Source organism: Lysinibacillus sp. G01H, from assembly GCF_028872195.1.
In the GTDB taxonomy this organism is placed as follows: Bacteria; Bacillota; Bacilli; order Bacillales_A; family Planococcaceae; genus Lysinibacillus; species Lysinibacillus capsici.
Genome location: NZ_CP118397.1, coordinates 2,423,727 through 2,450,229 on the forward strand (window position 1 = coordinate 2,423,727; position 26,503 = coordinate 2,450,229).

The 26,503-nt window shown below is 39.7% G+C and carries 19 protein-coding genes and 1 other annotated feature; of the genes, 3 read left to right on the top strand and 16 right to left on the bottom strand.

All coding sequences use genetic code 11. The features are described from left to right. The 10 genes from PSR12_RS12285 to PSR12_RS12330 form a co-directional block, all read right to left on the bottom strand. On the bottom strand, positions 1-1,005 hold the full coding sequence (locus PSR12_RS12285; RefSeq protein ID WP_274769070.1) for a 3-oxoacyl-ACP synthase: 1,005 nt from the start codon (positions 1,003-1,005) through the stop codon (positions 1-3). After that, positions 1,002-2,018 (bottom strand): branched-chain amino acid ABC transporter permease, encoded by a 1,017-nt coding sequence (locus PSR12_RS12290; protein WP_202340961.1) that lies wholly within the window; start codon positions 2,016-2,018, stop codon positions 1,002-1,004. Before PSR12_RS12290 ends, PSR12_RS12285 begins: the two co-directional genes overlap by 4 nt. Continuing rightward, positions 2,015-2,887, bottom strand: coding sequence for a branched-chain amino acid ABC transporter permease (locus PSR12_RS12295; RefSeq protein ID WP_004227888.1), 873 nt, complete (start codon positions 2,885-2,887; stop codon positions 2,015-2,017). Before PSR12_RS12295 ends, PSR12_RS12290 begins: the two co-directional genes overlap by 4 nt. A 16-nt stretch (positions 2,888-2,903) precedes the next feature. Beyond that, positions 2,904-3,611 carry an ABC transporter ATP-binding protein gene (locus PSR12_RS12300; protein ID WP_274769074.1) on the bottom strand — a complete coding sequence of 236 codons (708 nt, stop codon included), beginning with the start codon at positions 3,609-3,611 and terminating at the stop codon, positions 2,904-2,906. After that, the gene (locus PSR12_RS12305) at positions 3,586-4,362 is read right to left on the bottom strand and encodes an ABC transporter ATP-binding protein (RefSeq protein WP_274769075.1); all 777 of its coding nucleotides are present in this window, start codon (positions 4,360-4,362) and stop codon (positions 3,586-3,588) included. The genes PSR12_RS12300 and PSR12_RS12305 overlap by 26 nt, the downstream gene beginning before the upstream one ends. A 60-nt stretch (positions 4,363-4,422) precedes the next feature. After that, positions 4,423-5,658 carry a substrate-binding domain-containing protein gene (locus PSR12_RS12310; protein ID WP_274769077.1) on the bottom strand — a complete coding sequence of 412 codons (1,236 nt, stop codon included), beginning with the start codon at positions 5,656-5,658 and terminating at the stop codon, positions 4,423-4,425. Between the two features lie 769 nt (positions 5,659-6,427). After that, positions 6,428-6,961, bottom strand: a complete 534-nt coding sequence (locus PSR12_RS12315) for a GNAT family N-acetyltransferase (protein WP_221682880.1) — start codon at positions 6,959-6,961, stop codon at positions 6,428-6,430. Position 6,962: 1 nt separating this feature from the next. After that, positions 6,963-7,781: an alpha/beta fold hydrolase gene (locus PSR12_RS12320; RefSeq protein ID WP_274769078.1), complete on the bottom strand. Its 819-nt coding sequence runs from the start codon at positions 7,779-7,781 to the stop codon at positions 6,963-6,965. Positions 7,782-8,142: 361 nt separating this feature from the next. Next, entirely contained in the window at positions 8,143-11,331 is a 3,189-nt protein-coding gene (locus PSR12_RS12325) for a winged helix-turn-helix domain-containing protein (RefSeq protein WP_274769080.1), read from the bottom strand. 633 nt (positions 11,332-11,964) lie between these two features. Then, complete coding sequence (locus PSR12_RS12330; protein WP_009371727.1) at positions 11,965-12,945, bottom strand: diaminopimelate dehydrogenase; 981 nt, start codon at positions 12,943-12,945, stop codon at positions 11,965-11,967. A 284-nt stretch (positions 12,946-13,229) separates the two neighbouring features. Between PSR12_RS12330 and PSR12_RS12335 the strand changes: the two genes are divergently transcribed. Beyond that, complete coding sequence (locus tag PSR12_RS12335; protein WP_257522250.1) at positions 13,230-13,541, top strand: hypothetical protein; 312 nt, start codon at positions 13,230-13,232, stop codon at positions 13,539-13,541. A gap of 22 nt (positions 13,542-13,563) precedes the next feature. On the opposite strand, the gene PSR12_RS12340 is transcribed toward PSR12_RS12335, so the two are convergent. The 3 genes from PSR12_RS12340 to yeiL form a co-directional block, all read right to left on the bottom strand. Further along, entirely contained in the window at positions 13,564-15,258 is a 1,695-nt protein-coding gene (locus tag PSR12_RS12340; protein ID WP_274769082.1) for a methyl-accepting chemotaxis protein, read from the bottom strand. A gap of 38 nt (positions 15,259-15,296) precedes the next feature. Continuing rightward, positions 15,297-17,048: a methyl-accepting chemotaxis protein gene (locus PSR12_RS12345; protein WP_274769083.1), complete on the bottom strand. Its 1,752-nt coding sequence runs from the start codon at positions 17,046-17,048 to the stop codon at positions 15,297-15,299. Positions 17,049-17,434: 386 nt separating this feature from the next. After that, the gene (gene yeiL / locus PSR12_RS12350; RefSeq protein ID WP_221682886.1) at positions 17,435-18,097 is read right to left on the bottom strand and encodes a transcriptional regulator YeiL; all 663 of its coding nucleotides are present in this window, start codon (positions 18,095-18,097) and stop codon (positions 17,435-17,437) included. Positions 18,098-18,194: 97 nt separating this feature from the next. On the opposite strand from yeiL, the gene PSR12_RS12355 reads away from it, so the two are divergent. Continuing rightward, entirely contained in the window at positions 18,195-19,346 is a 1,152-nt protein-coding gene (locus PSR12_RS12355; RefSeq protein ID WP_274769085.1) for an MFS transporter, read from the top strand. 36 nt (positions 19,347-19,382) lie between these two features. Here the strand turns inward: PSR12_RS12355 and PSR12_RS12360 are convergent, their stop codons facing one another. Both PSR12_RS12360 and PSR12_RS12365 read right to left on the bottom strand, forming a co-directional pair. Next, positions 19,383-20,567 (bottom strand): oxalate decarboxylase family bicupin, encoded by a 1,185-nt coding sequence (locus PSR12_RS12360; RefSeq protein WP_274769086.1) that lies wholly within the window; start codon positions 20,565-20,567, stop codon positions 19,383-19,385. Positions 20,568-20,891: 324 nt separating this feature from the next. Further along, positions 20,892-22,346: an aminotransferase-like domain-containing protein gene (locus PSR12_RS12365; protein ID WP_257522254.1), complete on the bottom strand. Its 1,455-nt coding sequence runs from the start codon at positions 22,344-22,346 to the stop codon at positions 20,892-20,894. A 110-nt stretch (positions 22,347-22,456) separates the two neighbouring features. Between PSR12_RS12365 and PSR12_RS12370 the strand changes: the two genes are divergently transcribed. After that, on the top strand, positions 22,457-23,059 hold the full coding sequence (locus tag PSR12_RS12370; RefSeq protein WP_274769087.1) for a LysE/ArgO family amino acid transporter: 603 nt from the start codon (positions 22,457-22,459) through the stop codon (positions 23,057-23,059). Positions 23,060-23,101: 42 nt separating this feature from the next. Here the strand turns inward: PSR12_RS12370 and ileS are convergent, their stop codons facing one another. Beyond that, entirely contained in the window at positions 23,102-26,194 is a 3,093-nt protein-coding gene (ileS, locus tag PSR12_RS12375; protein ID WP_274769089.1) for an isoleucine--tRNA ligase, read from the bottom strand. A 62-nt stretch (positions 26,195-26,256) separates the two neighbouring features. Beyond that, positions 26,257-26,495: a binding site (T-box leader), on the bottom strand. Between the last annotated feature and the right edge of the window lie 8 nt (positions 26,496-26,503).

Consider the following 26,503-nt stretch of genomic DNA (forward strand, 5'->3'; position numbering starts at 1 on the left):
TTATCCCCAACGTATTGTGATAGCGCCCCATACATAGCCAATGCCAGCACTAACAAGCGTCACAATATCGCCTGCTTGAATTTGATTTTGCTCCTGTGCTAGCTGTAGGGACAATATTTGATCGATCTGACCTATATGTCCATAGTCTTGCAAATAAATAGACTGCTCCTGCTGTAAGCCAAGCTCCGTTAAAATATAATCATGTGCAGATCTTTTCATGTGCAACATCGCTAAATAATCTAGCTGATCGTCACTGTATCCACTTTTCGCTAAAGAACTGCGAATGACCTTCAAAAAATTGCTTAAAGATTTTTGTTCTAGCCGCTCCTTCATCCCAATGGGGTCCAAAACGTCAAGCTTATATAAATTTTCGGTTAAATGGGTTGGGGTTAATGGATTTTTCGTTCCCCCGACTGGCACGACTACATCCTCTGAGAAAGAACCATCCGTTATAATATCTGTCTCTAGTAGCAGATTTTTTTCATAGTTTTTTTGTAATAACATGGCGCCTCCACCAGCCGCTAAATTGTACATAAAGCGCGTTCGTGGATTGCTGTAATCGATAAAATCAACATTGCGATAACCACCTGCTAACAGAATGGTTCGTATCGTGTCATCTGAAGCCATTAAGCTTTTCGCCACTTTCAACGCCATGATTGTTGTGCCGCAGCGTAATTGCACATCAAATGCCCATGCATTCACTGCACCAAGCTCCTCCTGCATTTTAATAGAGGCTGTCCAGAGTGGATATTCCTTATGTTCCTCCCCCATATAGATGACAACATCAATATCCTTAGGGTCTATATTCGCTTTTTGAATCGCCTCCTGTGCTGCCCAGATACCCATTTGCACTGTATGATCAGACTTATCAGGAATTGGCTTTTCATGAATGCCCATTTTTTGACGGATAATGGCCTCAGGAATATTGGAAACAGCCGCAATTTCCTGCGATGTCATCTTCTGTTGAGGTAGATAAATACCCGTACTTACAATACCAACTGTCATTCAAATCGCTCCTTTTCCTGAGGCAGGGGACCTGTTGTTTTTCGTTGCTTTAGCCTTCCTCGCCACTTCCAAAAGAGCAATCTTAGTGAGCCAATAATACCTTTGGGGAAGAAGATAACGGCTAAAATATAGAGAATCCCGAAGAAGATAATCCAACGTTCAAAAATAGGATAATCTCTTGCAAGCCCTGACAGTGCATGTTGCGCATATTCAATGACCGCCGAGCCTAATAACGGCCCCACTAAAGTACCAACCCCACCGATAATCGTCATTAACAATGCATCCAGCGTAATATCCATGGCCATCACACTCGTGTTAACGAAGCGCAATGACACTGCATATAAGGAGCCAGCAAAACTTGCTACAATGCCTGCCACAACTGAGGCAATGACTTTATAGTGCAACGTATTAAAGCCTAATGATTTCGTCCGCTGTTCATTTTCACGAACGGCAATTAAAATACGACCTGTTGGTGAATTCACAAAGCGGTAGAGCGCCAAAAAGATGACAACCAAGCTTGCTAGCACAAAGAAATAGAAGGTCATTCGATCTCTAAATAGATCAGGTGCTCTGAATGTAAAGCCATCATTGCCATACGTAACAGAGCGCCACTTTTCAGCTAAAACTAAAAATAACCCCGAAAAGGCTAGCGTCAGCATCGCAAAAAAATGACTTTTTAAGCGTAAGGTTAATAAACCTACTAAAAAGCTAATGAAGCCTGCTAATATCATGCCTATCACGATAGACAGTACAAAAATCAAGAGTGTGTGATCGATCTGCTTCAGCATGACTGCTGTTGTGTAGGCACCAATGCCGAAGAACATGGCGTGCCCAAAGGAGACGATGCCTGTATAGCCTAGTAAAATATCATAGCTCATTGCCAATATCCCAAAAATAAAGATTTGTGTGAGTAAAATAAGTAGTGTCCTTGAATCATTGACAAAAGGAAGGATAATAAAAATGACAAGTAACAGGAAAAAAGCGAAAGCGCGTAAGGATATTTTGTTATTCATGATGTTCGCTCCTTTCGCATCGCAAACAGCCCCTGAGGACGAAAAATTAAAACGATTGCCATTAAAATCATATTGACCGCTAGTGACAGCACAGGGACATAATAAGCCATAAAGCTACCTGCTAGCCCCACTAAAATCGCTGCAAGCAAGGAGCCGGAAAAACTACCCATACCGCCAATTACCACAACAATAAAGCCTAAAATGGCATACTCCATGCCCATTTCTGCATAAATCACACCTGAGTAGGGAGCCATCAACATCCCACTAAGTGCCGCCAGAGCAGCGCCCACCATAAAGACGTATAAAAATACACGCTTAATATGAATACCGAGAGCCTGCGCCATTTCCTTATCCTGCACCCCAGCCCGAACGATCAAGCCAATCTTCGTGCGCTTCAGCATATATTGGAAAATACCAAAAATCACAAACCCTATGACAATAATAAATAAACGATATTTAATGATGATCACATCACCAATTTCCCAGCTTCCAGCTAAATAACTTGGTGTTTTTACTGCCACCCCATTTGGACCAAAGACCACCTTAATAAGCTCCTGCAAAACGAGCATCAGCCCTAAGGTAATTAAAATTTGCTGAATATGATTGCCGTAAACAGGCGTAATAATGAATTTCTCTGTCAACAGTCCAAGCAACGCTCCAGTCACAATCGCGCCTATAATCCCAACGATAAAACTTTCTGTCAACATATAGGTAAAGATGCCCGCATAGGCCCCCCAAACAAATAACCCACCATGCGCAAAATTCAATACATCCATTAAACCGAAAATTAATGTCAAACCAGCTGCTAGCAGAAAAATTAACATTCCAGTGGCTAAGCCATTAATGATTAAATTGACCAATAGCTCCAATGTTAGGCACCCCCCTCTATCCAATACCAAGATACTTGCGTTTTAGCTCTTCATCATAAATCAAATCCTGCATATTGCCCGAATTGACTGTTCTCCCATCATCGATTAATGAATAGGTATCACCAATTCGACTAGCCATGATAAAGTTTTGCTCCACTAGAACAATGGACGTTTTCTTTTTCATTTCCACAATCGCTTCCATCACTTTTTCCACAACTATCGGAGCAAGTCCCTTGGAAGGCTCATCTATCAGTATTAATTGGCTATCATTGATAAAGGCTCTTGCCATGGACAGCATTTGCTTTTGACCACCCGATAAATGCCCACCAGCTTTTTTCCAAAACTTCTTTAAGTCAGGAAACAGCTCTAGCACATATTGCTGTCGCTCTAATGTGGCTGTATCCTCCTTGCGCATCGCTACCTTCATGTTTTCCTCTACCGTTAAATCTGCAAAAATCCCTTGATTTTCAGGTACATAGCCGATTCCTAATTTAGCCACCTTATGGGTAGGGCTTTTTTTTATCGATTGGGAGCGAAAGGCAATGTCACCCTTTGTTGCAGGCGTTAAACCCATTATCGTTTTCAGGGTGGTCGTTTTCCCTGCGCCATTGCGTCCGAGCAGTACAGTAACCTGCCCCTCCTTCGCTTCAAAATTAACGCCCTGCAAAATATGATATTGAGCAATATGCGTGTGAACCTCATTTAATGTCAGTAAGGTGGTCATCGTACAGCCCTCCTAAATATGCATGTTGCACAGTATCATTATTCATAATTTCCTCTGGTGAACCATCTGCTAATAGCTGACCATTGAACAACACCATAATAGAATCCGATAAATCCAAAATCATATCCATTTTGTGTTCAATGAGCAAAATGGTTTTATCCCCCTGCTGTTTTATGCTTCGAATAATTTCTAAAATCGTAGGTACTTCCTCTAATGACATCCCTGCAGTTGGTTCATCGAGCAGTAGAATTTCTGTATCTAACGCGAGTAGCATGGCAATCTCAAGCTTTCTTTTCTCTCCATGGGATAGCATTGTTGTCAGGGCATCTCGTTTATTGTCGAGTAACACAAGTGCCAATAACTCCTCCGCTTTGTCCGTAATCGCCTGATAGCTTTTGTAATGACGAAATAGCTGATAACGAATTCTCTCCTTGGATTGGACGGCTAAACGAACATTTTCGAGAACCGTTAAGTTTGGAAAAACATTGGTAATCTGAAAAGATCGTCCCAATCCCATTCGAGTTCTTTCAATGGCCGACTTTTGTGCAAGTGATTGCCCTTTAAAATAAACATCACCCTCAGTTGGCTTTAGCTCACCACTAATCAAATTAAAGAAGGTTGTTTTCCCAGCACCATTCGGCCCAATAATGGACTTTAAATGCTTCTCAGGCATTTGAAAATTAACGCCATCCACAGCCGTATGTCCCCCAAAACGAATTGTTAAATTATCTGTATATAATATAGGCTCCATTCTCTACTCCCTTCCTTCTCACGTTTATGTAGAGAGACAGCCATGCTGCCTCTCAATTCTTTAATTCATAACGGGAGGTGCTGTTTCTTCAGGACTTAGCTCCCGAATAAGTACTGGTACTGGATAATCCACACCATCTCGTTGCTCTAAGCGAATCGAATACATGGATTGTAGCGCCTGGTGATCCTCTTCACGGAATGTCATTGTTCCTTTTGGTGTTTCAAAGGACATACCTTCCATAACGTCGATTAATTTGTTGGCGTCTGCATCCCCATCCGATTGTTTCAATGCCTCCACAATCGCAATCGCCGCAGACATGCCGCCAGGAGTAAATAAGTCGGGCACTTCATTGAAACGTTTTTGATGTTCATCTACTAACCATTCATTGACATCATTTTGAGGAAGTGTATGATAATACACCGAGAAGCCTTCCATCCCAACCAATGGGTTCATAAATTGAAGCGCAATAATATCCGGCGCACCCGTCGAAATTTTAATGCCCTTTTCTTGAATTTTAAGATCTGCAATTTGATTCCATGGTGAATTTGCCCCCGCCCAAACCACAAACAAATAGTCTGGCTTCGCATCAATCACTTTTTGCAAATTGGAAGTAAAATCTGTTGCAGCAGGATCGGCATACTCCTCTAGTACAATTTCAGCCCCTAATTTCTCCGCCGCTGTTTTAAAGGCATTCACCCCATCCCAGCCAAACGAATAATCTGGCGCAAATGTAGCGATTTTCACACCTTTGCCTGCAATCGCCGCTGCTGCTGCATAGGCATCCTGTGATGAATTACGACCTGTTCGGAAAATATACTCATTGAACTCTGAACCTGTAATACTGTCAGCCACCGCAGGCTCTACCACCATAATTTTTTCATACTCCTCGGCAAGCGGTAGAACAGCGAGTGTATCACCCGAGCTTGAAGAGCCGACTAAAAAATCAACCTGATCATCTTCTAAAAGCTTTGTCGCTTTTTGCACAGCCACCTCTGGCTTTGTCTCTGTATCCTCATATACAATTTCTATTTTCTTACCATTGACCTCCATCGTGCCGCCTGTTGCATACTCAATGCCTAAATCAAATCCTCGCTGCGTCTGCTTCCCATATGACTCAAGCGCCCCAGTTAACGATGCAAGCACACCAATTTTAATTGTGCCACCTTCCGCAGTGACCACCTTCGTCTCCCCATCAGAAGAATCCGCTTCCGTTGCACCGTCTTTCGTTTCCCCATTACAAGCCACCAACAACACAGCCAACATCACTAAAAGAAACCAATACCACTGCTTCCTCATCCCATATCCCCCTTCAAAATAAGCTCCCTAGAAAGCGCTTTCTTGCTATGACAACACTATATAAAAGTTCAGTTACAAAATAGTTACAAGCTAGATGGCTCAAATATGAACCACCTAGCTCTATCCCGAAAGTGTAGTGAACGTAACGACAGGAACAAAAGATTTTAAGATTATGCCATTTCGTGCAGAGCATTTTTCTGTCCCGAAAGTGTAGCGAAGCGTAACGGCAGGGACAAAAGATTTTAAGATTATGCCATTTCGTGCAGAGCATTTTTCTGTCCCGAAAGTGTAGCGAAGCGTAACGGCAGGGACAAAAGATTTTAAGATTATGCCATTTCGTGCAGAGCTTTTTCTGTCCCGAAAGTGTAGCGAAGCGTAACGGCAGGGACAAAAGATTTTAAGATTATGCCATTTCGTGCAGAGCATTTTTCTGTCCCGAAAGTGTAGCGAAGCGTAACGACAGGGACAAAAGATTTTAAGATTATGCCATTTCGTGCAGAGCATTTTTCTGTCCCGAAAGTGTAGCGAAGCGTAACGACAGGGACAAACATAGTTCTATTCCGAAAATGCAGCGAACCAGAATGGCAACTAAACAACATTTCTTAAAACAAAAAGCAAGAATGTTTAGAAATCAACATTCTTGCTTTTTTAGAGTTCACATTTATTTCTTATAATTTGTTTCTCATTATTGCAGTGATACATTGGATTCTTATTGCTTTTTTCCTTCTGCCTAGTTTTATACCGTAAAGATGACTTTTAATCGTACGTTTCATGATAACCATTCTTGTTTCAACATACTATACAATAATGAATCTCGCCAAACGCCATCTTTCATTAACATGTTTTCACGTAATACTCCTTCTTTTGACATTCCTATTTTTTCTAACACTTTAGATGATCCAATATTTCGAGGGTCGCAAGTTGCATAAATACGATGGAGCTTTAATGTTTCAAAGCCAAAAGTGACCAATAATTTAGCACTCTGCGTTGCTACTCCCTTACCCCAATAGTCTGGATTTACAATATAGCCAATTTCCCCAACTTTATTTGTAAAATCCTTAATCATCATTTCTACTGCACCTATTACCGTTTCTTGATGAATAATAGCAAAAACATATCGTTCCCTTGGTGTTTGTGTGGCTTCATCGAGAGCATCCTGAATGAATTCTTTTGTATCCTCTTCTGAATTCGGTCCCCATGTTTGATACCTACTAACAACCTCCTGGGAGGCATATTTATGCACATCAACCCAGTCTTGCTGCCTAAATTCTCTTAAAAGTAATTTATCATTTGCAAGTATCACTTTAATCCATCTCTCCCTCTACACGACTCAGCCATTCACTCATCAGCTCAGTAAACAATCCAGGTTGCTCGATCTGCAAATTGTGGCCAGCTCTATCTAAAATGGCGAAGCTTGCTCTGGGAAACTTCTCTAGAAGTGAAAACGCGTCCTTATAGCCAACCACAGAATCTTGTTTACCAAGCAAAAAGAGACTTGGCTTATCAAAGGACTTTTCGTCAACGGTAAAGGAAAATCCGTAGCTTTGCTGAATTTTTTCTAAAAATGCCTGATCTGCTAGATTACACCCTGCCAACACCTCGGTTGAATAGCGCTCCCAATTATAGGCATCTAAGACAACTTGATTAGACATAAAATCATCTTGCTCCTGCTGACTTAATGTTGATAAAAAAGCAGTATCTGCTTGTACAATACAATGCGGTGGCACCGTACGTTGTTCTTTTTCAGGAATGATGAGAGGACAAATAAAGGCCGTACCTAAAAGTTGATCCACTGATTTCCTCATAATACCGCGCGCTAAATAGCCACCATAAGATTCACCAACCAACAGGTACGATTCTTGCGGAATGATTGTGTGTACAAATTCGATAATTGCTTCTAGCATTTCATCCGAGTTCTGAATCGATGTATAGTCTGTTGTCTTCCCCATTCCTGGAAGATCCACATAAATACGTTTCCACCCTTCACGTTCTTTAAATACAGGCTCCATACAGCCCTTCATCAAACGATGATCAGGAGAAAAACCATGTAGCATGATGATAGGTATCCCTGTTCCAATTATTTCGTAGTATATATTCGCTTTTTTCATCTGACAAAATGGCATTGTTGTTCCTCCAAATAGGTTACATTTTTTTATAGTTTATATAGACTACGCCACTGTTGGAGCGAGTTGACATGGTTTATGAGCATGTTGCCCATTTTGACGCTACTTAGGAGCGGTTTTTCTCTTAGTTGGAGCGCTTTCACTCTTCTTAGGATCAGCCCTACCCTCAGTTGGAGCGCTTTGACGCTACTTAGGAGCGCCTCCATCCTTAGTTACAGCCCTTTCACTTCACTTTTGAGCGACTCTTCCCTCTGTTGGAGCGCTTTGTCTCCTCTTAGGAGCGGGCCTCCCCCTCAATAGGAGCACTTTCATATTACTTAGGAACGGTTCAATACACTTCACTTAGCCTAAACAACACTGGCTAACCCATTATCAAGTCATAGACTGTCATGGTGGATTCCATCGGGGTTGTGTTAAGCTCGTGTTGTAATTGCTGGACACATTTTTCATACCATTTTAAGGCCAAGGAGCGGTTTTGAAGTTGGTAGTGGCTATACATGAGCAGGCGATACGCTTCCTCCCAAAGTGCATCCTCGCGTAGCATCTTTTCTGCGAAAAAAATGGCTTTTTTATATTGCTGTTGCCTTGTTGCATTTTGTGCCAATCGTTCCAAAACTTCGATATATAAAAATTGTAGCTTTTCACGGTCCTGCGTTAGCCAGTCGATTTGCTTTTTTTCCGCATAGAGCACATCCGTATAGCTTGCTTCTGCTAATAAGAGCCACTCATTGGACAGCTGTGGATCAAATTCGTTCATTCCTAAGCTGTAATAATAGTGAAAGCATTCAACATCAATTTGGAGAAAAGCAATATTTTGTAACTGATACATATTATTTTTCCGCTGAATGAAAAAGCCCTCTTGTCTTGCATGGCGTTGTGGCTCTAACACTTTGAGTAACGTATTTAAGACCACCTTAAAATCTCGATCCAAGGACTCGACACTACGCTCGGGCCATAATGCCTGTGCTATTTCTTCCTTTGGAGTAAAGCGATGGCGATGGCAGTAGAGGTACACGAATAATTCCTTCGATTTATCACGTTGCCATTCTTTGTCTTCCAGCTTTCGTTGTGTACGAATTAAATGTAAACTTCCAAAAAGATTCATCTGTACTTCATCATGCGGATAACTAATACTATCCTCGACCTGAAAATGACTTTGCAATGATAAGATAGCTGGATGCTCCATCTGACATATTTGACTAAATTGCAATAGCTCGTAAAAAACCATTCGATTGCTTGGACCAAGTATCGTTGGTCTTTGTAAGAAGTATTCATAGCCATTTGAAACACATAGTTGTGCAAACTGTTGAAAATACTGTTGAAACGGCTTCTTATTACACTCTTTCAGGGCAATCATTGATTGATAAAATAACACATGCATCAAGCCATTGCGATCACCGCACTCCTGAAATAGTTGCTGTGTCTTCTTTAATAATTGCTTCGCTCTCCCCATTTCTTGCTCAGTAAGGATGATTTTTACTTCTGCTAAAAGAATAAGCGCAGTCATCCAAGCATCTTGAACTTGCTCGGTTTCCTGTAAGCCCAGTGCTAAGTATTTCTTCGCCGCTACCATATCTCCTAACGAATGTTTGACAATGGCTAACCCCATATATGGCTCAGCCTTCACACGAGAAATATTAATGGCATTCATGAGGGTCAATGCTTTTTCATAGGCTTGACATGCCCCCTGATGATCTGGATAATCCATTAACAGCAGTGCATGAGCCTTTCTGATATACCCAACCGCCTCTATGAAAATAGACTTCTCCTTTATTCCTCTTCGAATTCCATGTTGGGCAGCATACCAGGCTTCTTTGCCCTGACCTAACAATGCATAAACGAAAGCTGCCAGCAGTTCACTTTCGCGATGGGTTGCAACAAGCTGAGGCGGTAATTCAAGTCGCTGCGCTAATAACTCCTTGGCTTCCTGTAGTTGTCCTGTTCGTAGTAAAACACGCACATCGACATTCGCTCGTTGTATGACATTCTCTGGCAATGCAAAGTCCTCCATAAAGATCTGTGCACCCTTGGCCTTCCCTAGATTCACTAAATTTTCAGCGTATTGCCGTTGAAGTTCTAGTAGTTCCTCTTTGCGCAATGGTGTATGTTTCGCTAGCTCTAATGCTTTCTCAAGATATGGCTCTGCTAAAGCAGGTTGAATGGTGTCTAAGTAAATATGGGCTATCCCAGCTTGAGACTTTGTCATAAATAGGTGATCACGCTGCTGCTGTGCGATGATTGCACATTTTTCATAGGATTGTTTTGCTTTTTCATAATAAGCTCGGTAGCGATGACATTCGCCCTCAAAATAATATAATTTATAAAATTTATCTTTTTCCTGTGCACTAAATCGATTGATTTTTTCGAGCAACCATTCAAATTGACCAGCATGTACGATTGATTTTGCATGAAGCTGTAGTAGCTCTCCACAAAAATGATGATCATTCGTTTTAAAGGCATGATACAGGACAGCTTGAATATTTTGAAGTTCTCCATAATACAAAGCTGCTTGTTTATGAAGATCCGCATGTAGAGTTGGAAACTGTCGCCATTTCATTTCTAAAAATCGACTAAACAATGCATGAAAACGATATAAGCCATCTGTTGTCACAGGTTGAATAAATAAATGACGCTGAGTTAATGCATTTAGCATTTGCGCAATCTCAGTGCCATAAAACGCTTCCAATAACTCCGCAGAAAAAGTTGGAAAAATCGCTAATTTTAAGATAGTCTCCTGCTCAGTAGCAGTCATTCTACTATAAACTTCCTCTGATAAATATGTGAATAGCTCATTTGTGGGAATCCTCAGCCAATGATCTAACGAAGCATGATGCCATTGCTCTGCCAATAAAGAGAGGCTAATGGCCCAGCCCTCAGTGATCTCTAAAACCTTTTTTATTTCAGCTTCGGATAAATGTACATCTACATATTCTTCGAAAAACACCGCAATTTCCTCAGCTGAAAAGGCCAGTTCGTCCTCTTTCATAACCAACCATTTTTTTTGCAGCCTTAATTTCCTCATAATATCCCAATTGGGTAGTGTTCTTGAAGCAATAATAAAATGAATGCTAGGTGGAGCAAATTCAATGATTTTTTCCATGAAATAATTAATAGGAAAAACATGGTCTACTAGGTGAAAGTCGTCAATCACGATGAGAAGAGGCTCCTCTATATCACAGAGGCAATTGATAAATAGCTTATACCAACGATTGAGCTCATCCATCTTAGGAAAGCGTGATAATTGATCCCATCCACCAAATGTATGACCAAACTTCGGTACGACGCGCTGTATACTAAAAAAGAGATGTCTCAAAAAGGGTAATAAATTATCATCTTCATCAGAAATACTGTACCAAGAAAATGTACTTGATTCGGTTGCAAGAAATTGAGTTAGAATGGTTGTTTTACCATACCCTGCACCGCTATGCAAAAAAGTACAAGTATGATGACGAGTTTTCTTTAGCGTTCGCATTAGTGTTGCTCTATTAATGCAATGCGTGGATGGATTTGGCGCCATACATTTTGATTGAATAACAATATCTGCTGTCATTTAAACATAACCTCCATATTTTGTAAGGTTACAAAAATTTCTACAAAAATTCAGATTATTAAATTATTGACAGTTTACCATATTTTTTATGTATTTTTATAGATTTTATCCCCATTTTTTGTTTGAGTAATGGAAGTAGAATTTAGTTTGTATTTTCTTCCTAATTTTTGTACTCTGTTATATTACTAAAATTTAGAAGGAAAGTGGCTAAATGAACCGCCTTTAAATATAGAGATTATACGAGTTCCGATTTTAATGGATATTATTTTAAACTGCTTTACCGAGCGGAGGAACTTGAGTGAAATATGGATATGTGGTTATTTTCCAATAGCCAAAAAGGGGCAATGTCAAAGACTTAGTATCATTTATGAAAGAAAATTTAACAGCGGCAACTAGAAAAACTATTCTTGCTATAAAGGAAGCATTACTTCATCTTCCCACACAATACGCCTCCATTTTTATTTATCAAGCAGTCTTAGAATTTGGCATTCGACATGTAGATGAATTTCTAAGATGGACGAAATATCATAACACAACCGTACCGTTTTATTGGCAACCAACTTTAGCAAATAAATTAGGCTTAAAAAAATTCCCGATTATCAACTATATGATAATCGGGATCATTAGCTATGATTATAGTAATTCTTTACGTAATTCAGCAGCTGATTTTGGCGAAAGCAGGCTGAATGGGATATCAAATACTGTTTTCGCACCTTTATCACCCGCTTGACTTAAACGGTGTGCTGCACGTGCATAAGCCACTAATACGCTAGATGTAAAGTTTGGATTACTGTCCAGTTTTAATGAGAATTCGAGAATTTGTTTATCGTTTGCACCACTGTCACCACTACGAATGACAAAACCACCATGTGGCATACCAGTATGATTTGCTTTAAATTCATCTTCAGAAATGAAGTTCACTGTTGTGTCATATTCATCGAAATAGTTAGGCATTGTGACAATTTCTTGTTCAACCTTTGTTGCATCTGCACCTTCTTCTAATACAACCCAACATTCACGTGCATGTTTTTCACGTGTTGTTAGTTCAGGATTTTCACCGTTACGAACTCGTTCTACCGCTTCTTTAATCGGTAATGTGTATTGAACAGCATTTTTTACGCCTTCAATACGACGAACAGCATCTGAATGTCCTTGACTTAGGCCATCGCCCCAGAATGTATATGTTGTACCAACTGGTAATACTGATTCTCCAAGTAGACGATTTAAAGAGAATAGACCTGGATCCCAACCAACTGAGATAACAGATACTTTACCAGATTTTTGTGCCGCTGCATCTACAGCATCGAAAAATTCAGGAATTTTCGCATGTGTATCGAAGCTATCAATTGTATTAAACCATTGTGCAAAATGTGGACCTTGCTCTGGTAAATCTGTTGCAGAACCACCACATAAAATCATAACATCAATGTCGTTTTGGAATTTTTCAGCGTCATCTACTAAATATACGCTCGCATTGCTTGCTACGTTTACTGTTGAAGGATCACGTCGTGTGAACACTGCTACTAATTCCATATCTGGATTTTGTGAAATGGCATACTCCACACCACGTCCTAAATTTCCATATCCTACAATACCTACTCGAATTGCACTCATTAAAAATTCCTCCTAACGATTTCGCGACTTTGTGAAAACTTTCACGTTAAATCTAATTACAATAATACTTCGTGTTAGAAAAATTCACAATAGTTTGAGTATGAGTTTTTTAAAAAGAATTTATATCAGTTTTCTATGGTTTATATCCCATAAAGGTATGAATACGGTTACAAATTACTAAATCTTCCATGTACCTTAAAGTTATTGTAAAAGCCTTGTAAATAACGGCTATTTTCCCATCTAGTCTTGTACAATAAATGTAACGACAAAAGGGGGCATGTTGAATGAAAAGTACTGGTTACTCATCAAGCACAGCATTGGCACAAGGAGAACTACTTGCATTCCATATGACACAAAACTCAATGAACAAGCATAGTGAATCGATACAAAGTGGCAGTAAGCAACAAGGAGATTATCTAACAAATAATCATTTATGTATCGGTGTTTTACCTTTTGACGTTTTAGAAAACATCCCTGACCTCTCCATCCAAAAAAACAAGGTAAATGAAGTGGAATTTTACCATAGTGGAAAGGATATCGCTCGCTGGTTCATTAAAAAAAGTGAATACAACAAAAATGGGTTTGACTTCATTTAAAGAAGTCAAACCCATTTTTAATTTATAACTTATAAAACTGGATTAATTCCTCTAGTTGATCGGCTGTTCGGGTTAACTGATCTGCACTGCTCGTAACAACTTGAAGCGAGCTACTGGATTGCTCTGCGGATGCAGCGGTTTGCTCCACACTAGCTGCAGCCTCCTCTGTGACAGCAGCTATTTCCTCAATCATTTTACTTACACTTTCACTATCCCTCATGACGATTTCAATTATTTCAGATGTATCTTGGATAGTAATCGTCACCATTTTAACGGCTTCATTAATATTTTCAAAGGTATGCCCAGTCATTTTCATTTGCTCTGATCCCCTCGCGACTTCTACATACCCCTTTTGCAGAAATTCTGTCACTGTGTTGGTTTCCTGTTGAATGTTCTCCACAATGCCTGTAATTTCAACTACAGAATAGGAAACTTGAGTTGCCAATTTCTTTACTTCCTCTGCTACGACAGCAAAGCCTTTTCCCGCATCACCTGCACGAGCTGCTTCAATTGCAGCATTCAATGCTAATAAATTCGTTTGGTCAGAAATCTCTCGAATCACAGTGACAAGCTGATTAATTTCTTGAGACTGCTTTTCTAAATTGTTGACATTCGTTACTGTCCCCTCAAATACCTCATGGATGATGGACATTTGTAACAAGGATTGATCCATTAACTCTTTTCCCTGACCAGTCATATCTAAGATATCATGTGACCTCTGAAATATATGCTGACCATTTTCATTCATTTCGCAAATATTCTTAGAAAATACTTCCATTTTAGAAACCATTTCACTTGCTAAATTTGCTTGTGCTTCGGTGCCTGAGGCAAGTTCTATCATCGTTTCAGTTATCTGCTCTGATCCATTAAATACATCCTTTACAGATTGTGCAATATAGCCAATTTGTTGATGTAATTCCTTCGCAGATACTTTTACCTGCTGCAATAACTGATTATTATTTTCACTAACAAAATTAGATGCCTTCATCAGTTCTGCCACTTCATCTTGAAATTTAACTTTTAATGGTGGATCAGTTAAATCACCTTCAGCAATTTTTTGTAAACGTTTCATAACCAATTTGATAGGTTTCACTATACCATTTGTTACAAATAGGGCAATAATAATTCCTGTTAGAACTATCAGAATAGTGAAAATTGAGTTGAATTGAATATTTTTATTACCTATTTCAATCACTTGGATACCTTGTTGTAATACCTCCTTTTTACGCTCGTCAGCCATAGCTGTAAAACCACTCATTAATTCTCTTGCGTAGTCTTGAGCCTCCCCATTTAAAATCGCTTCAGCTTGTTCGATTTTTCCTTGCTCAAAAAGCGGAAAAACATTTTCAACAATCATTTCATTCCATTTTCTTCCTAACAATAGAAGCTCCTCGGTCTTTGGAGATTCCGTTTGTTGTAGCAACTCTTCTTCTAGAATACTGGCTTGCTCAGCATATTTCTGAAACTCATTCTTATAAGAACTATCACCTGTCAAAATATAGCCTCTAGCTAATGCAATTTTTTCTGCTGTGTTAAAGGCCATTGATTGATCCAGCATAAGCAATGGTAGCTGCTCTTGCATGATATGATCGGTATCTCTATGAATTTTTTTCATCGATTCAATGGTAAAAATAGAAAGAATAATCATTAGCAGTAAGACAAGCAAAAAACCAAATAAATTTTTCTGACGCACTGATTTAAGTTTAATTATGCCCATTTTTATTCCTCCAGAAATGTTTAAAACCTAAGACCCTTTTAACGTTCATATTGCTGTTTTTCACTCACTAAAAGAGCTTTTAATTGCTGTAACTTATCCACTACTTTATGAGAAACCAAGGTAATTTCACGAAGATAAGCTTCCGTTTGATCTTTGTAGCCATGGTTGAATGCCTGTACAGCTTTTTTTGCCAGCTCATGGATGAGCATATGGGGTTCTTCGAGCTCTTTGAAAATAACTTTATCTCCAAGCAATGTTTTTCCTAACCCGTAATACCATTTACCGAGACGACAATTTTGATAGGAGGCTATTTCTTCTTCGGACATTTTTTCAAATCCTAATAGTAAATTATAAATTTTCCAACTCCAGAGCAAATGATCTGTAATCGCTAATTCGATAATATCTTCCTGACTAATGATGTAATTATTTGAAATCGTTTTGGTACGGTAATCATCAATCATATTGCTTAGTTCGTAAATGGAGGAGCCCATATGAAATACAATTTCCTTACTTTTCTCCATGCTTTCAGTGATATTTTGATTGCACTCAGCAATATAATTAGCCGATGCAGCTTGACTTTTAGCTGTTTCTGCAATCTCCCCAAAACGAATACCTTGCTGCTGAATGGTATCGTTTAAATTTGTAAGTGTTTCTGTAATCATCGCTGTATCGACTACGCCTTTATGCAAGTCTTTGGCGAACTGCTGTGTAACGTCTTGTATGTCTGCTGTTATGAGCAGTAATTCATTGATGTCCGTATGAATAGAAAGTACGGACGATTTTGTATCATCAGCCAATTTACGTATTTCTTCCGCAACTACTGTAAAGCCCTTTCCTGCCTCTCCTGCTCTTGCTGCCTCAATTGTTGCATTGAGTGCCAGAAGATTCGTCTGATCAGCAATCGATTTAATTAACTCCATTAACTTCGCCACACTGTTTACATGGTTTACTAAAAGACCGATATTTACTTGCATTGATTTTTGGTTTTCATCCGTTACCTGCAAAATAGACGTAACATGTTTTAAAGAGGCGAGATCTTCATTTAATTCAAACAATGCTGTTTTAGTCTGAGCGGAAATATCACTTACAGAAACAGCAATTTCTTCAATGCTGTTTTCTAAAACCTGCATCGATTGATTGGCGGCAATAATTTCTTTTTGCTGCACCTCCTGAAACTCAATTAGTTCTTTGATTGAAACGAGTTGTGTATTATATTTAATAATTTCCCCTAATCCTGTCACAACAGAATTAGCCTGGTTTTCTATATAGGTTTCAAAGATAATTTGCTGATCTATATTCAATAGGCTTTCGAATGCAAGCAAAACATCCAGCATATTTTTAGGATTTCGAGCTAATTCTTTTACGATAAGCGGGATCATCAATTGATTGATTAACATATAGATAGCAATAATTTGATTAGGTAATATCCCCACACTTAAAAGTATGGATGATAATTTTCTTCTTTTAAAAACATATTGAAGATTTAATTCGTCCTCAAACAAGCTCTCAAAATAGTCATCGATTAATTGCTTTTCTCCTCCTAACTCCGGGTACTTCTGAGCTATTTTTGCAAAGTCCTGTACGTCATATAAACGTTCAGTTAGGTTGTCTAAAATTTCCTTTCGATTATTTTCATAGATAGTACGTAAATAACGAACTAGCTCTCTCCTATTTTTCGAAAAGGCTAAAAAATCTAACTTTTCTTTAAATCGCTCATTGGATTCTATATCTGAATAGTTTATTGCAGAAAAATAATTATAATCTCCAGCTACTTTCCTAGAAAAAAACATTTTTCACTCGCTGCATAGCTCTAGCAAATGGGCTAAAGGCGTTGCAACTCCCTCCTTTTTATTATTCTTATTTTTTCTCATGTGTTTTCTTAGCTGTCATAACTAAAAATAGTATAAACACAGGTACTAAGAAAAACAATCTATAAAATGTAATATTTTAGTTCAAATTAAATTCTAAAGAACCATTATAAAAGTCCTAACAATTTTTACTATTCTACTTTTTGAAAAATACAGGAGTTTTATCACAGTTCAATTCTGTACAGTGAAAGAATACTTAGTTTGTCTAGAATAATTATTTTTAATTAGGCAATTACGCTCTGCTCTTCAAAGAAAAAAAGGAGGATCTCAAATAATTTTTGAGACCCTCCTTTATGGATTGGTTGTTTTTATAGTATTTCCTGTGCAAGCTGCGCGAGACGTTTTTTATCAATAATTTGGTAGCCAGTCTTCCGCTTTTCTAATATCTTCTCTTCACAAAACTGTGCCAAAACATATAATAAATGGCGATAAGAAACTCCTAAATACTCACAGATTTCCGTATGTTTTTCCCTGTAGACACCTTGGTCGGCAGATAATTGGATAAAGGCTGCTAAGCGATTTTCCAACGGATATGCCTGATTTTGTGTATATTTAGATGTCATTTTTGTCGCTTTTTCCCCTAAAAATACACAAAGTCTACGTAAAAATAAGGCATCCGCAAGTAACTTCTCCTTACATGACTGTGTAATCGAATAGCAAATTGTTTTGGTGACGGTTTGTATCCCCTTTGTATACCTAGCCTCATTTAACAATTCAATTTCCCCCATAAATAGAGGGGCTTCTAGGTATTCAATAAGTGAAACCTTCCCATTTTTATGTGTCATATAGAGCTTCGCCTTTCCTTCTATCATGTAATACACGGTGTCTGGAAATGAGCCTTCCTGGAAGATCCACTCACCCTTGTCAAACTGGCGGACTTCTAAATAGGGATTGATATCAAATGAGAAAAAATCATCGATTGGATATTTTTCAAGATAATGGGTACGGGCTTCAGCTGTTAAAATATGCATTTTTTACTCTCTCCTATAAAAAATATGAGATATCTCACATTATTGTAGCGATGAACATGCTATTATTCAACATAGTTAATGGAGGTACGGAAATTATATGAACAATCAACGATGGCTTTCTCAGAATTTCTTTACATTTTTTATCACTTGGGGCATTTTCTTACCCTACTGGACAGGTTGGCTGGTGGATGCGAAACATCTAACCGTCTCGCAGGCAAGTGTAGTGATGGGCTGTGGGCTCCTAGCTCGTGCCACATCCAATCTTTTCTTCTTCCCAACACTTGCAAAATATGTACACAATAAACGACTCATTACTATTTTAGCAATAGGCTCGTTGCTAACTGCCTTGCTCTATATTCCAAGCACAGGCTTTACAGCATTATTAATCGTGACCATTTTATTTAGTGTTTTTTACCCAGCGCTATTACCTGCTGTGGAAAGCAGTGCAGCTACGCTTGTCCAGTATGGCAATATTCATTATGGTAAAAGCCGTTCCTATGGTTCATTTGGCTTTGTCATCGCTGTGTTAATTATTAGTATGCTGACAGGCGTTTTTGGAAAGAACATCATCTTTTGGAGCATGATTATAGGGTTGATGGGCATGTTACTTATGCAGCAATTTGCAACACCAAAGGAATTACTGGTAGTCCCAACAAAAGAACAGCGTGCAAAATCATTGTCGATGAAAACACTATGGACTATCAAAGGCTTCCCCATTGTTTTATTCATCGTCATCTTGCTACAGGGTGCACATGCCTCCTATTATAGCTACGGTTATATTTATTTAGAAGATTTACAGGTTGATCCATTCTATATGGGTATGATTATTAATATCGCTGTTATTTGTGAAATTCTTTACTTTATGAAGGCTGATACGTTATTGACGAAATGGCGCTCATCGTCCTTATTACTCTTAGCAGCGAGCGGCTCTTCCCTACGTTGGTTACTAATCTTCATGTTCCCAAATGTCTGGGTATTTATCGCTTCACAAACCTTGCACGCATTATCCTTTGCATTAGCCCATTTTGCCTTTATTCGCTACTTAACAAAAGCGCTACCTAAGGAACAAATACCTAATGCACAGGGTTTATACTCTGCATTAGCTATGGGCTTAAGTACTGCCATCCTTACATTTTTAGGTGGCTATTTATACGAAATATCGCCAGGTCTGTCCTTCGCAGCCATGCTCATTTGTACAATACCAGCCATCGCTATTTTGCTCCTGACACGCAAAAAATATCAATTTTAAACTAAAAGCAGGTGAGAACTTCCTCACCTGCTTTGATTATTTCGGATAATAGGAAAAACCAGGATATTTTACTACAGGCCATTTTTCTTTTCTGAGAGCCTCAAGCAACTCAGGACCAACCTGCAAATTTCTTTGCACCAATTCTTTATGAGTTAACGCCATCCATTGATTTAAGGATACATCTTGGAATCGATCACTTTTAAACATTTCTAAAAACCATAATGGCTCTGTTCCAGTATTTTCAATATAATGCCCCGTGGCAAATGGGACATAGCCAACATCTCCCGCCCGATAATCAAATGTTCGAGCCGTTCCATTTCCTGTGAAAACTGTCATACGGCCTTTTCCTTGCAGATAATATTGCCATTCATCGTTGTTTGGATGCCAATGCAACTCTCGCATCGCCCCTGGCTCAATTTCCACCAGTGCAGCCGCGATATTTTTAGAGATTGGGAAGTTAGTCGAATCGACAATGCGCACACTGCCTCCAGGTGTTTTTAATGGAGGCTGTGCCAACAGACGATGTTTAAAGGTTTGCGGAACCTCCCCATATGGAGATGGCACTTTCTGAGAATCGATTGGCCCCGGAACCCGATCCTGATAAATATATACTTGTTCACTCGGGATGTGATCGAAAGCATCGATAGGAACCCCAAAATTCGCTGATAACACTTCTTTTGGCGTATGAGCAAACCAATCCGAAATTGACAGTGTATTCAGATCAGAGAAATGCCCATCATCAAATACTAATAAAAATTCACAGCCGTCCTCAAGTCCTTGAATGGAATGAGGAATGCCAGGCGGAAAATACCATAAATCACCAGGTCCCACATCCGCTATAAAGTTACAACCATTTTGATCGACAGCCGTAATGCGAGCATGACCAAGCAGCATATAAGACCACTCCGCCTGTTGATGCCAGTGCAGCTCACGTACGCCCCCTGGTGCCAAACTCATATTCACACCCGCCAAAGTCGTAGCAATCGGTAATTCACGAACCGTAATTTCCCGTGACCACCCACCTTGATTTAAGGTCATATGCGTGTCTGAAAACGAGAATCGTAAATTTGGAATCAAACCCGCATCAGTCGTTGGTGGCACCAGCATATCAGGATTTTCTAAGTCCCTCATAATATCCCGTGGCCCCTTATCCACCCCTCCAGCCCCATCACCTCGAATAGGCTGAGGCACCTGAAAATAACCTGGTGGCAAATTTTCCAATCGTTCACCTCTTTATGTTCGTAATCAAAATAAAATACTTCTATTCTTCTAAAATGTATGGATACACGGCTTGGATTATTCACTTTCTTTTCTATCAGTGGGTTGGGTGGCTAAGCCTGGATATTTAATTGAGAGAGGAGCTTGCTATATGATCACTTTTCACTGGTTTTGGAGCGGGTTCTTCAGTTGTTTGATCACTTCTCATCTACTTTGGAGCGGGTTCCTTACTTGTTTGATCACTTCTCAACCACTTTAGAGCGGGTTTCTCACTTCTTTGATCACTTCTCAACCTATGTAGAGCAACCTTCTCTCGTTTCCCTAACTTCAGGACAAACCCTTACTTACTCTTCGTCCAATAGCCTCCACCGCACATTCATGTAGGATTTGTAAGCCTTCCTGTAATTCTTCATAGGTTGCATAGGCGTAGGATAGACGAATATGATGATGATCTTGTGGATCGTAGATATAGCCTGGATTGATTAATACTTGTTGCTGCAACAGTATCATAAAGAAGTCTTTATCTACAAGCGGCTCATGAAACTTGAGCCAAATATAAAAGCCTCCTCTTGGTTTGCTCCAATTCGCCACATCTGTAAATGTCACCTTTAAAAGCTGTTCCGTAAAATCGGCTCGCTCCTGTAATTGTTGACGTAATCCTGCGAGATGCTTTTCATATTTTCCTGATTGCAGCCAATGTAGGACAATTTCTTGAGAAATGGCACTTGAGCCATAGTCTGTTTGCATTTTTATATCAGCTAACCGCTCAATGACAGTGGTTGGACCGATGAGCCAACCAATGCGTAGCCCTGGGCTTAAGGTTTTAGAGACGCTGCCAATATAAAGAACTTGTCCGCTATTATCCATGGCCTTAAGCGGCGGTGATGCCTCTTCAAAAAGCAATTCATGATAAACATCATCTTCTACAATCGGAATGCGTGATGTCTGACAGGCTTCATATAGCTGTTCTTTTTCTCGTGTTGTCCATACATGACCTGTTGGATTATGTAAAGTAGGTATGGCATAAAACACGGCTTGTTTCTTTCGTTTCCTTTGCGCCAATGTTTGAGCAAGCTGTTCATCACGATCAATGCTAATCATTTGCATGCCAACCGACTGAAAAGGGTGAACAGAATTTAAATAGGAGGTTGGCTCCTGAAACACAATAGACCCTTGCTCTAATAAGCCAACAGCAATCAATTGTAGTGCCTGAAGAGCCCCTGAGACAATACAGACGTTTTGAGGCTCAGCGGGAATGCCTCTTTTTTGAACATATTTACAAATAGCTTTACGGAGCTGATCATTGCCTTGTGGCGAAGAGTAGCCTAATGCTTTGGGTTGAAAGGATAGCTCTCGCAGTGAAGCTTCTATTTCCTCGGTAGGCAACAAACTGGGTGCTAGCTCTCCCGTTCCTAAACGTATTACATCCTCACGCTGTTCGTATTCGTTAATTAATTGGATGGTGTGGTAGTTTGGCTTGTGGATGCTTGTTTCGATATAAGTTTGCCAATTCGGCTGTGTTTGTTGGATTAATGCATGCCAGGAATTGTACGTAACATAAACACCAGAGCCTACTTTTGCTTCAAGAATGCCCATTGCTTTTAATTCCTCTAAAGCCTGCTGAACTGTGCTACGATTCACATTGAACTGCATGGCCAGCTGTCTTTGGGTAGGTAGTTTTGTCCCTGCTGCCCAGTCTCCTCGTTCCACATTGGCCGTTACCCACTGTACAATCTGCTGCTGTAATGTATTATCACTTCGTCTATTCGGCTGCCAGCTCATGTTCCCTCTCCTTCCATGCTATAGAATTGGGTGGATAAAAAACCAACCAATTGGTCGTTTTCTTTTAGTTATACCATATCTAAAATAAGTAAAGAAAGGAGGAATGATCGTTGGAAGCTTTTCTTCATGGGATCATTTTAGCATTTGGACTCATTTTGCCATTAGGCGTACAAAATGTTTTTGTTTTTTCACAAGGTGCTACACAACCAAATTTATTACGCGCTTTGCCAGCGAGTGTGACAGCTGCGATCTGTGATACACTGCTTATTCTACTTGCGGTATTCGGTCTGTCATTAATTGTTCTACAGTTTGAGTGGCTGCGTATCACGTTAATGGGTATTGGTATCGTTTTTTTACTTTACATGGGCTATAGCATTTGGCGTTCAAATCCAGCCAACACTGAAAATAGCGAAGCATTGCCTATTAAAAAACAAATTCTCTTTGCCCTCTCTGTGTCACTTCTAAATCCACATGCTATTTTAGATACAATCGGTGTTATTGGTACAAGCGCATTAAAATATAGTGGAGCCGAGCAAATGATGTTCACTATTGCTTGTGTGTTCATTTCCTGGCTATGGTTTTTCGGTCTCACTTTTACTGGCGCCTCGTTCAAAAAACTAGACGGCTCTGGAAAATTGATGCGAGTATTTAATAAATGCTCCGCTGTCTTTATTTGGGCAACAGCATGTTATCTCGCAAGTGGCTTATTTTAACGTACATAGAAAAAGCTCAGGAGGTAACCCTGAGCTTTTCTTTTATAGAGAAACAAATAAAGTGAGCTTTTCATTAAACAATGCCGTCTCAATGGATTTTGCATGAGGCCATTCCTCACCATAATGAATAGCTTTAACTAATACATTTTCTTGTAATAACGCTTCGTGCTGCTGAATATTAAAAATTACCTCTGCACTACCAATAAAGGCAATCGATACATATTGCGCCACTGGTAGCTGCCATTTTTTCCGTGCATCTTGTATTGTACGAATTAATTCTCGTATTTGTCCTTCTTGTAGTAAGCTCTCTGTGAGTTGAACATTCATCAAGACACGGCAAGTGCTATCCTCTGCTAAAATATAATGGTCCTTGACGATTGATTCAGCTATTACATGTTCTCTTAATAATGTTAGCTGTTGACCGTCCATCATGAGATCCACTGTTCCATGGTGTTGTAGCCTTTGTTTCTCTTCATCTGTTAATGCCAACACATACTCTTTTACTTGATTAACCTTTGGACCAAATGCCGCGCCAGCTGATTTAAAGTTTAACTTATAATGCACGCTTTCATAGGCAGAAAAATCATGTGTCCATCTACAAGCTTTGATGTTTAACTCATCCTGAATGAGTTCGCTATAGGCTTGGTAATCCGACAGTTCACCTTTTAGGGCAACAATGAGTTCACTTAAAGGCTGCTTGACCTTTATTCCCTGACTATTGCGAATGCTACGTCCAAGTTCCACAACTGTTAAGACTGTTGCCATTTCTTGTTCAAGCCTCACATCCACTAGTTGATCGTCGAATAGTGGGTATTTCTCAAGATGAACACTTTTTCCACATAGTTGACGGTAGATATCCTCTGCTATAAATGGTGTAAACGGTGCTATTAATTGACAAATGGATGTCAGTGCCTCATAAAGTGTGCTAAATGCACCTCGTTTATCTGCTGTCATTCCATTTGCCCAAAATCTAGCACGCGAACGACGAATATACCCGTTGCTTAATTCCTCCACCAATTGACCAATTTCCCGTGTAGCCTGTGTAAATTGATAATCATCCATGGAGGTTGTGACAAGCTGGATAGTGTGATGTAAGCGGGACAATATCCAATGATCTAGCTGTGAACGTGTACCTGTATTTGTAGCATCATACGTAAAACCATCGATCTGGGCATACATATCATAAAATCTAAACGTATTGTCGAGTGTATCTACCAGCTTAGATTTCGCATCTAAGACAACTTTCTTTGAAAAACGCTTTGGATTCCATGGGGAGCTATCAACTAAAAATGCCCAACGTAGAGCATCTGCTCCATACTCCTCGATTAACTCAACAGGCTCTAATGCATTGCCTTTACTTTTGGACATCTTCTGTCCATGCTCATCGAGTACATGCCCTAACGATAGCACATTTTTATAAGGTGGTTTTCCTGTAAACAAGGTCGATACTGCTAATAAGCTATAGAAAAATCCTCGCGTTTGGTCGATTCCCTCAATGACCACATCTGCTGGAAACTGATGATGAAAGTTCGCTACATCTTCAAATGGATAATGCTGTTGGGCAAATGGCATCGAGCCACTGTCAAACCAAACATCGATAACTTCAGGCGTACGTTTCATGTCGCCTTGGCAAACAGGACAGGTACAGACAATGTCATCTATAAATGGCTTATGGAGCTCTAATTGTTCATTGACAGCTCCTTTGGCTAATTGTTGTAGTGCTGCAACACTGTTAGGTGCCTCCTCATGATTGCAATCCTGACAGATCCACACATTGAGTGGTGTCCCCCAATAACGATTACGACTAATATTCCAATCCACTAAGTTTTCTAGGAAGTTGCCAAATCGTCCATCCTTAATATGGCTAGGGTACCATGTCACCTGCTGATTATTTTGTAAAAGCTGCTCTTTTAATGCCGACATTTTGATAAACCAGCTATCTGTTGCATAGTACAATAATGGTGAATCACAGCGCCAGCAATGTGGATAGCTATGCTCATATTTTTCTTTAGCAAATAAAAGCTCTTTTGCTGCAAGCATTTTAATGATGTCGACATCACAGTCCTTCACAAAACGTCCAACAAGCTCAGGTACCGCTTCTGTATAACAACCTTTAAGATCAACTACATTGACAAAGGACAAGCCATGTTCCTGCACCGTTTTATAATCGTCCTCTCCATAAGCAGGTGCTATGTGTACAATTCCTGTTCCACTATGCTCTGTCACATAATCTGCCATGACAACGATATGTCCTTTATGGACGGTTACATAGGAAAATGGCGATCGATAGGAAACACCTGCAAACTCCTGTCCGTCATGCTCACTTAATATTTCTACAGGCTCTGAAAAAACCTTTGATACCAACGATTTGGCTAGTATATAGATGCTGTTTGCATGCCTTACACGGACATATCGAAGAGCAGGATTCATAGCCAAGGCTACATTGGCTGGTAATGTCCAAGGCGTCGTTGTCCAGCCTAAGATATATTCGTCTCGATCCTCTAGCTTAAACATTGCAGTGACGGATAAATCCTTGACATCCTTATAGCCCTGTGCCACCTCATGAGAGCTTAAGGAAGTTTGGCAGCTAGGGCAATAAGGTGAGACGCGATGTCCTTTGTATAACAGTTTTTCCTTGTGAACGTGGCTTAAAATATGCCATACAGTTTCAATATAGTCATTACTTAAAGTTAGGTAAGGTTCATCCATGTCAAGCCAGTAGCCAAGCTGCTCTGTAAAGGTACGCCATTTTTGCTCATAGGTAAAAACGCTCTTCTTACATGCTTGAATAAATTGCTCCACCCCGTAGTTCTCAATCTCCTGCTTTCCTGAGATCCCTAATGCCTTTTCTACCCCTAATTCCACAGGCAACCCATGTGTATCCCAACCTGCTTTTCGTTCAACTAAATAGCCCTGCATTGTTTTGTAACGTGCCACCACATCTTTTATGGTTCTACCAAAGGCATGGCCGACATGTGGTAACCCATTTGCTGTTGGGGGTCCCTCATAAAATACAAAGGGCTGCTGTCCAGCGCGATTACTTACGGATTTGGCAAAGGTCCCTTCTTGCGCCCATAATGTACGAATCCTTGTTTCTCGTTCAACCGTTGTTTCTTTCTTTTGTTCTTTCTGCATATTAGTTCCTCCTATACAAGCGAATTTGTATAAAAGGCATACAAAAAACCCCGTCCCAAGGAAAAAGGGACGGGGTTAACCGCGAATACCACCCTAATTCTATTGACACGATGGCCAATAGCACTCAGCAACGTACAATCATACGTGTTCTTTTTAACGGTAGACACCCGGATTAGCTTACTCCATTCAGCTAATCTTCTCAGAGAGGATTTTCATGTAACACCTGCACACCGACTTCCACCAAATGTCGGCTCTCTGTAGAACAAAGTGAAACACTACTCTTTCTCATCAACGAATTTGTATGCTTTT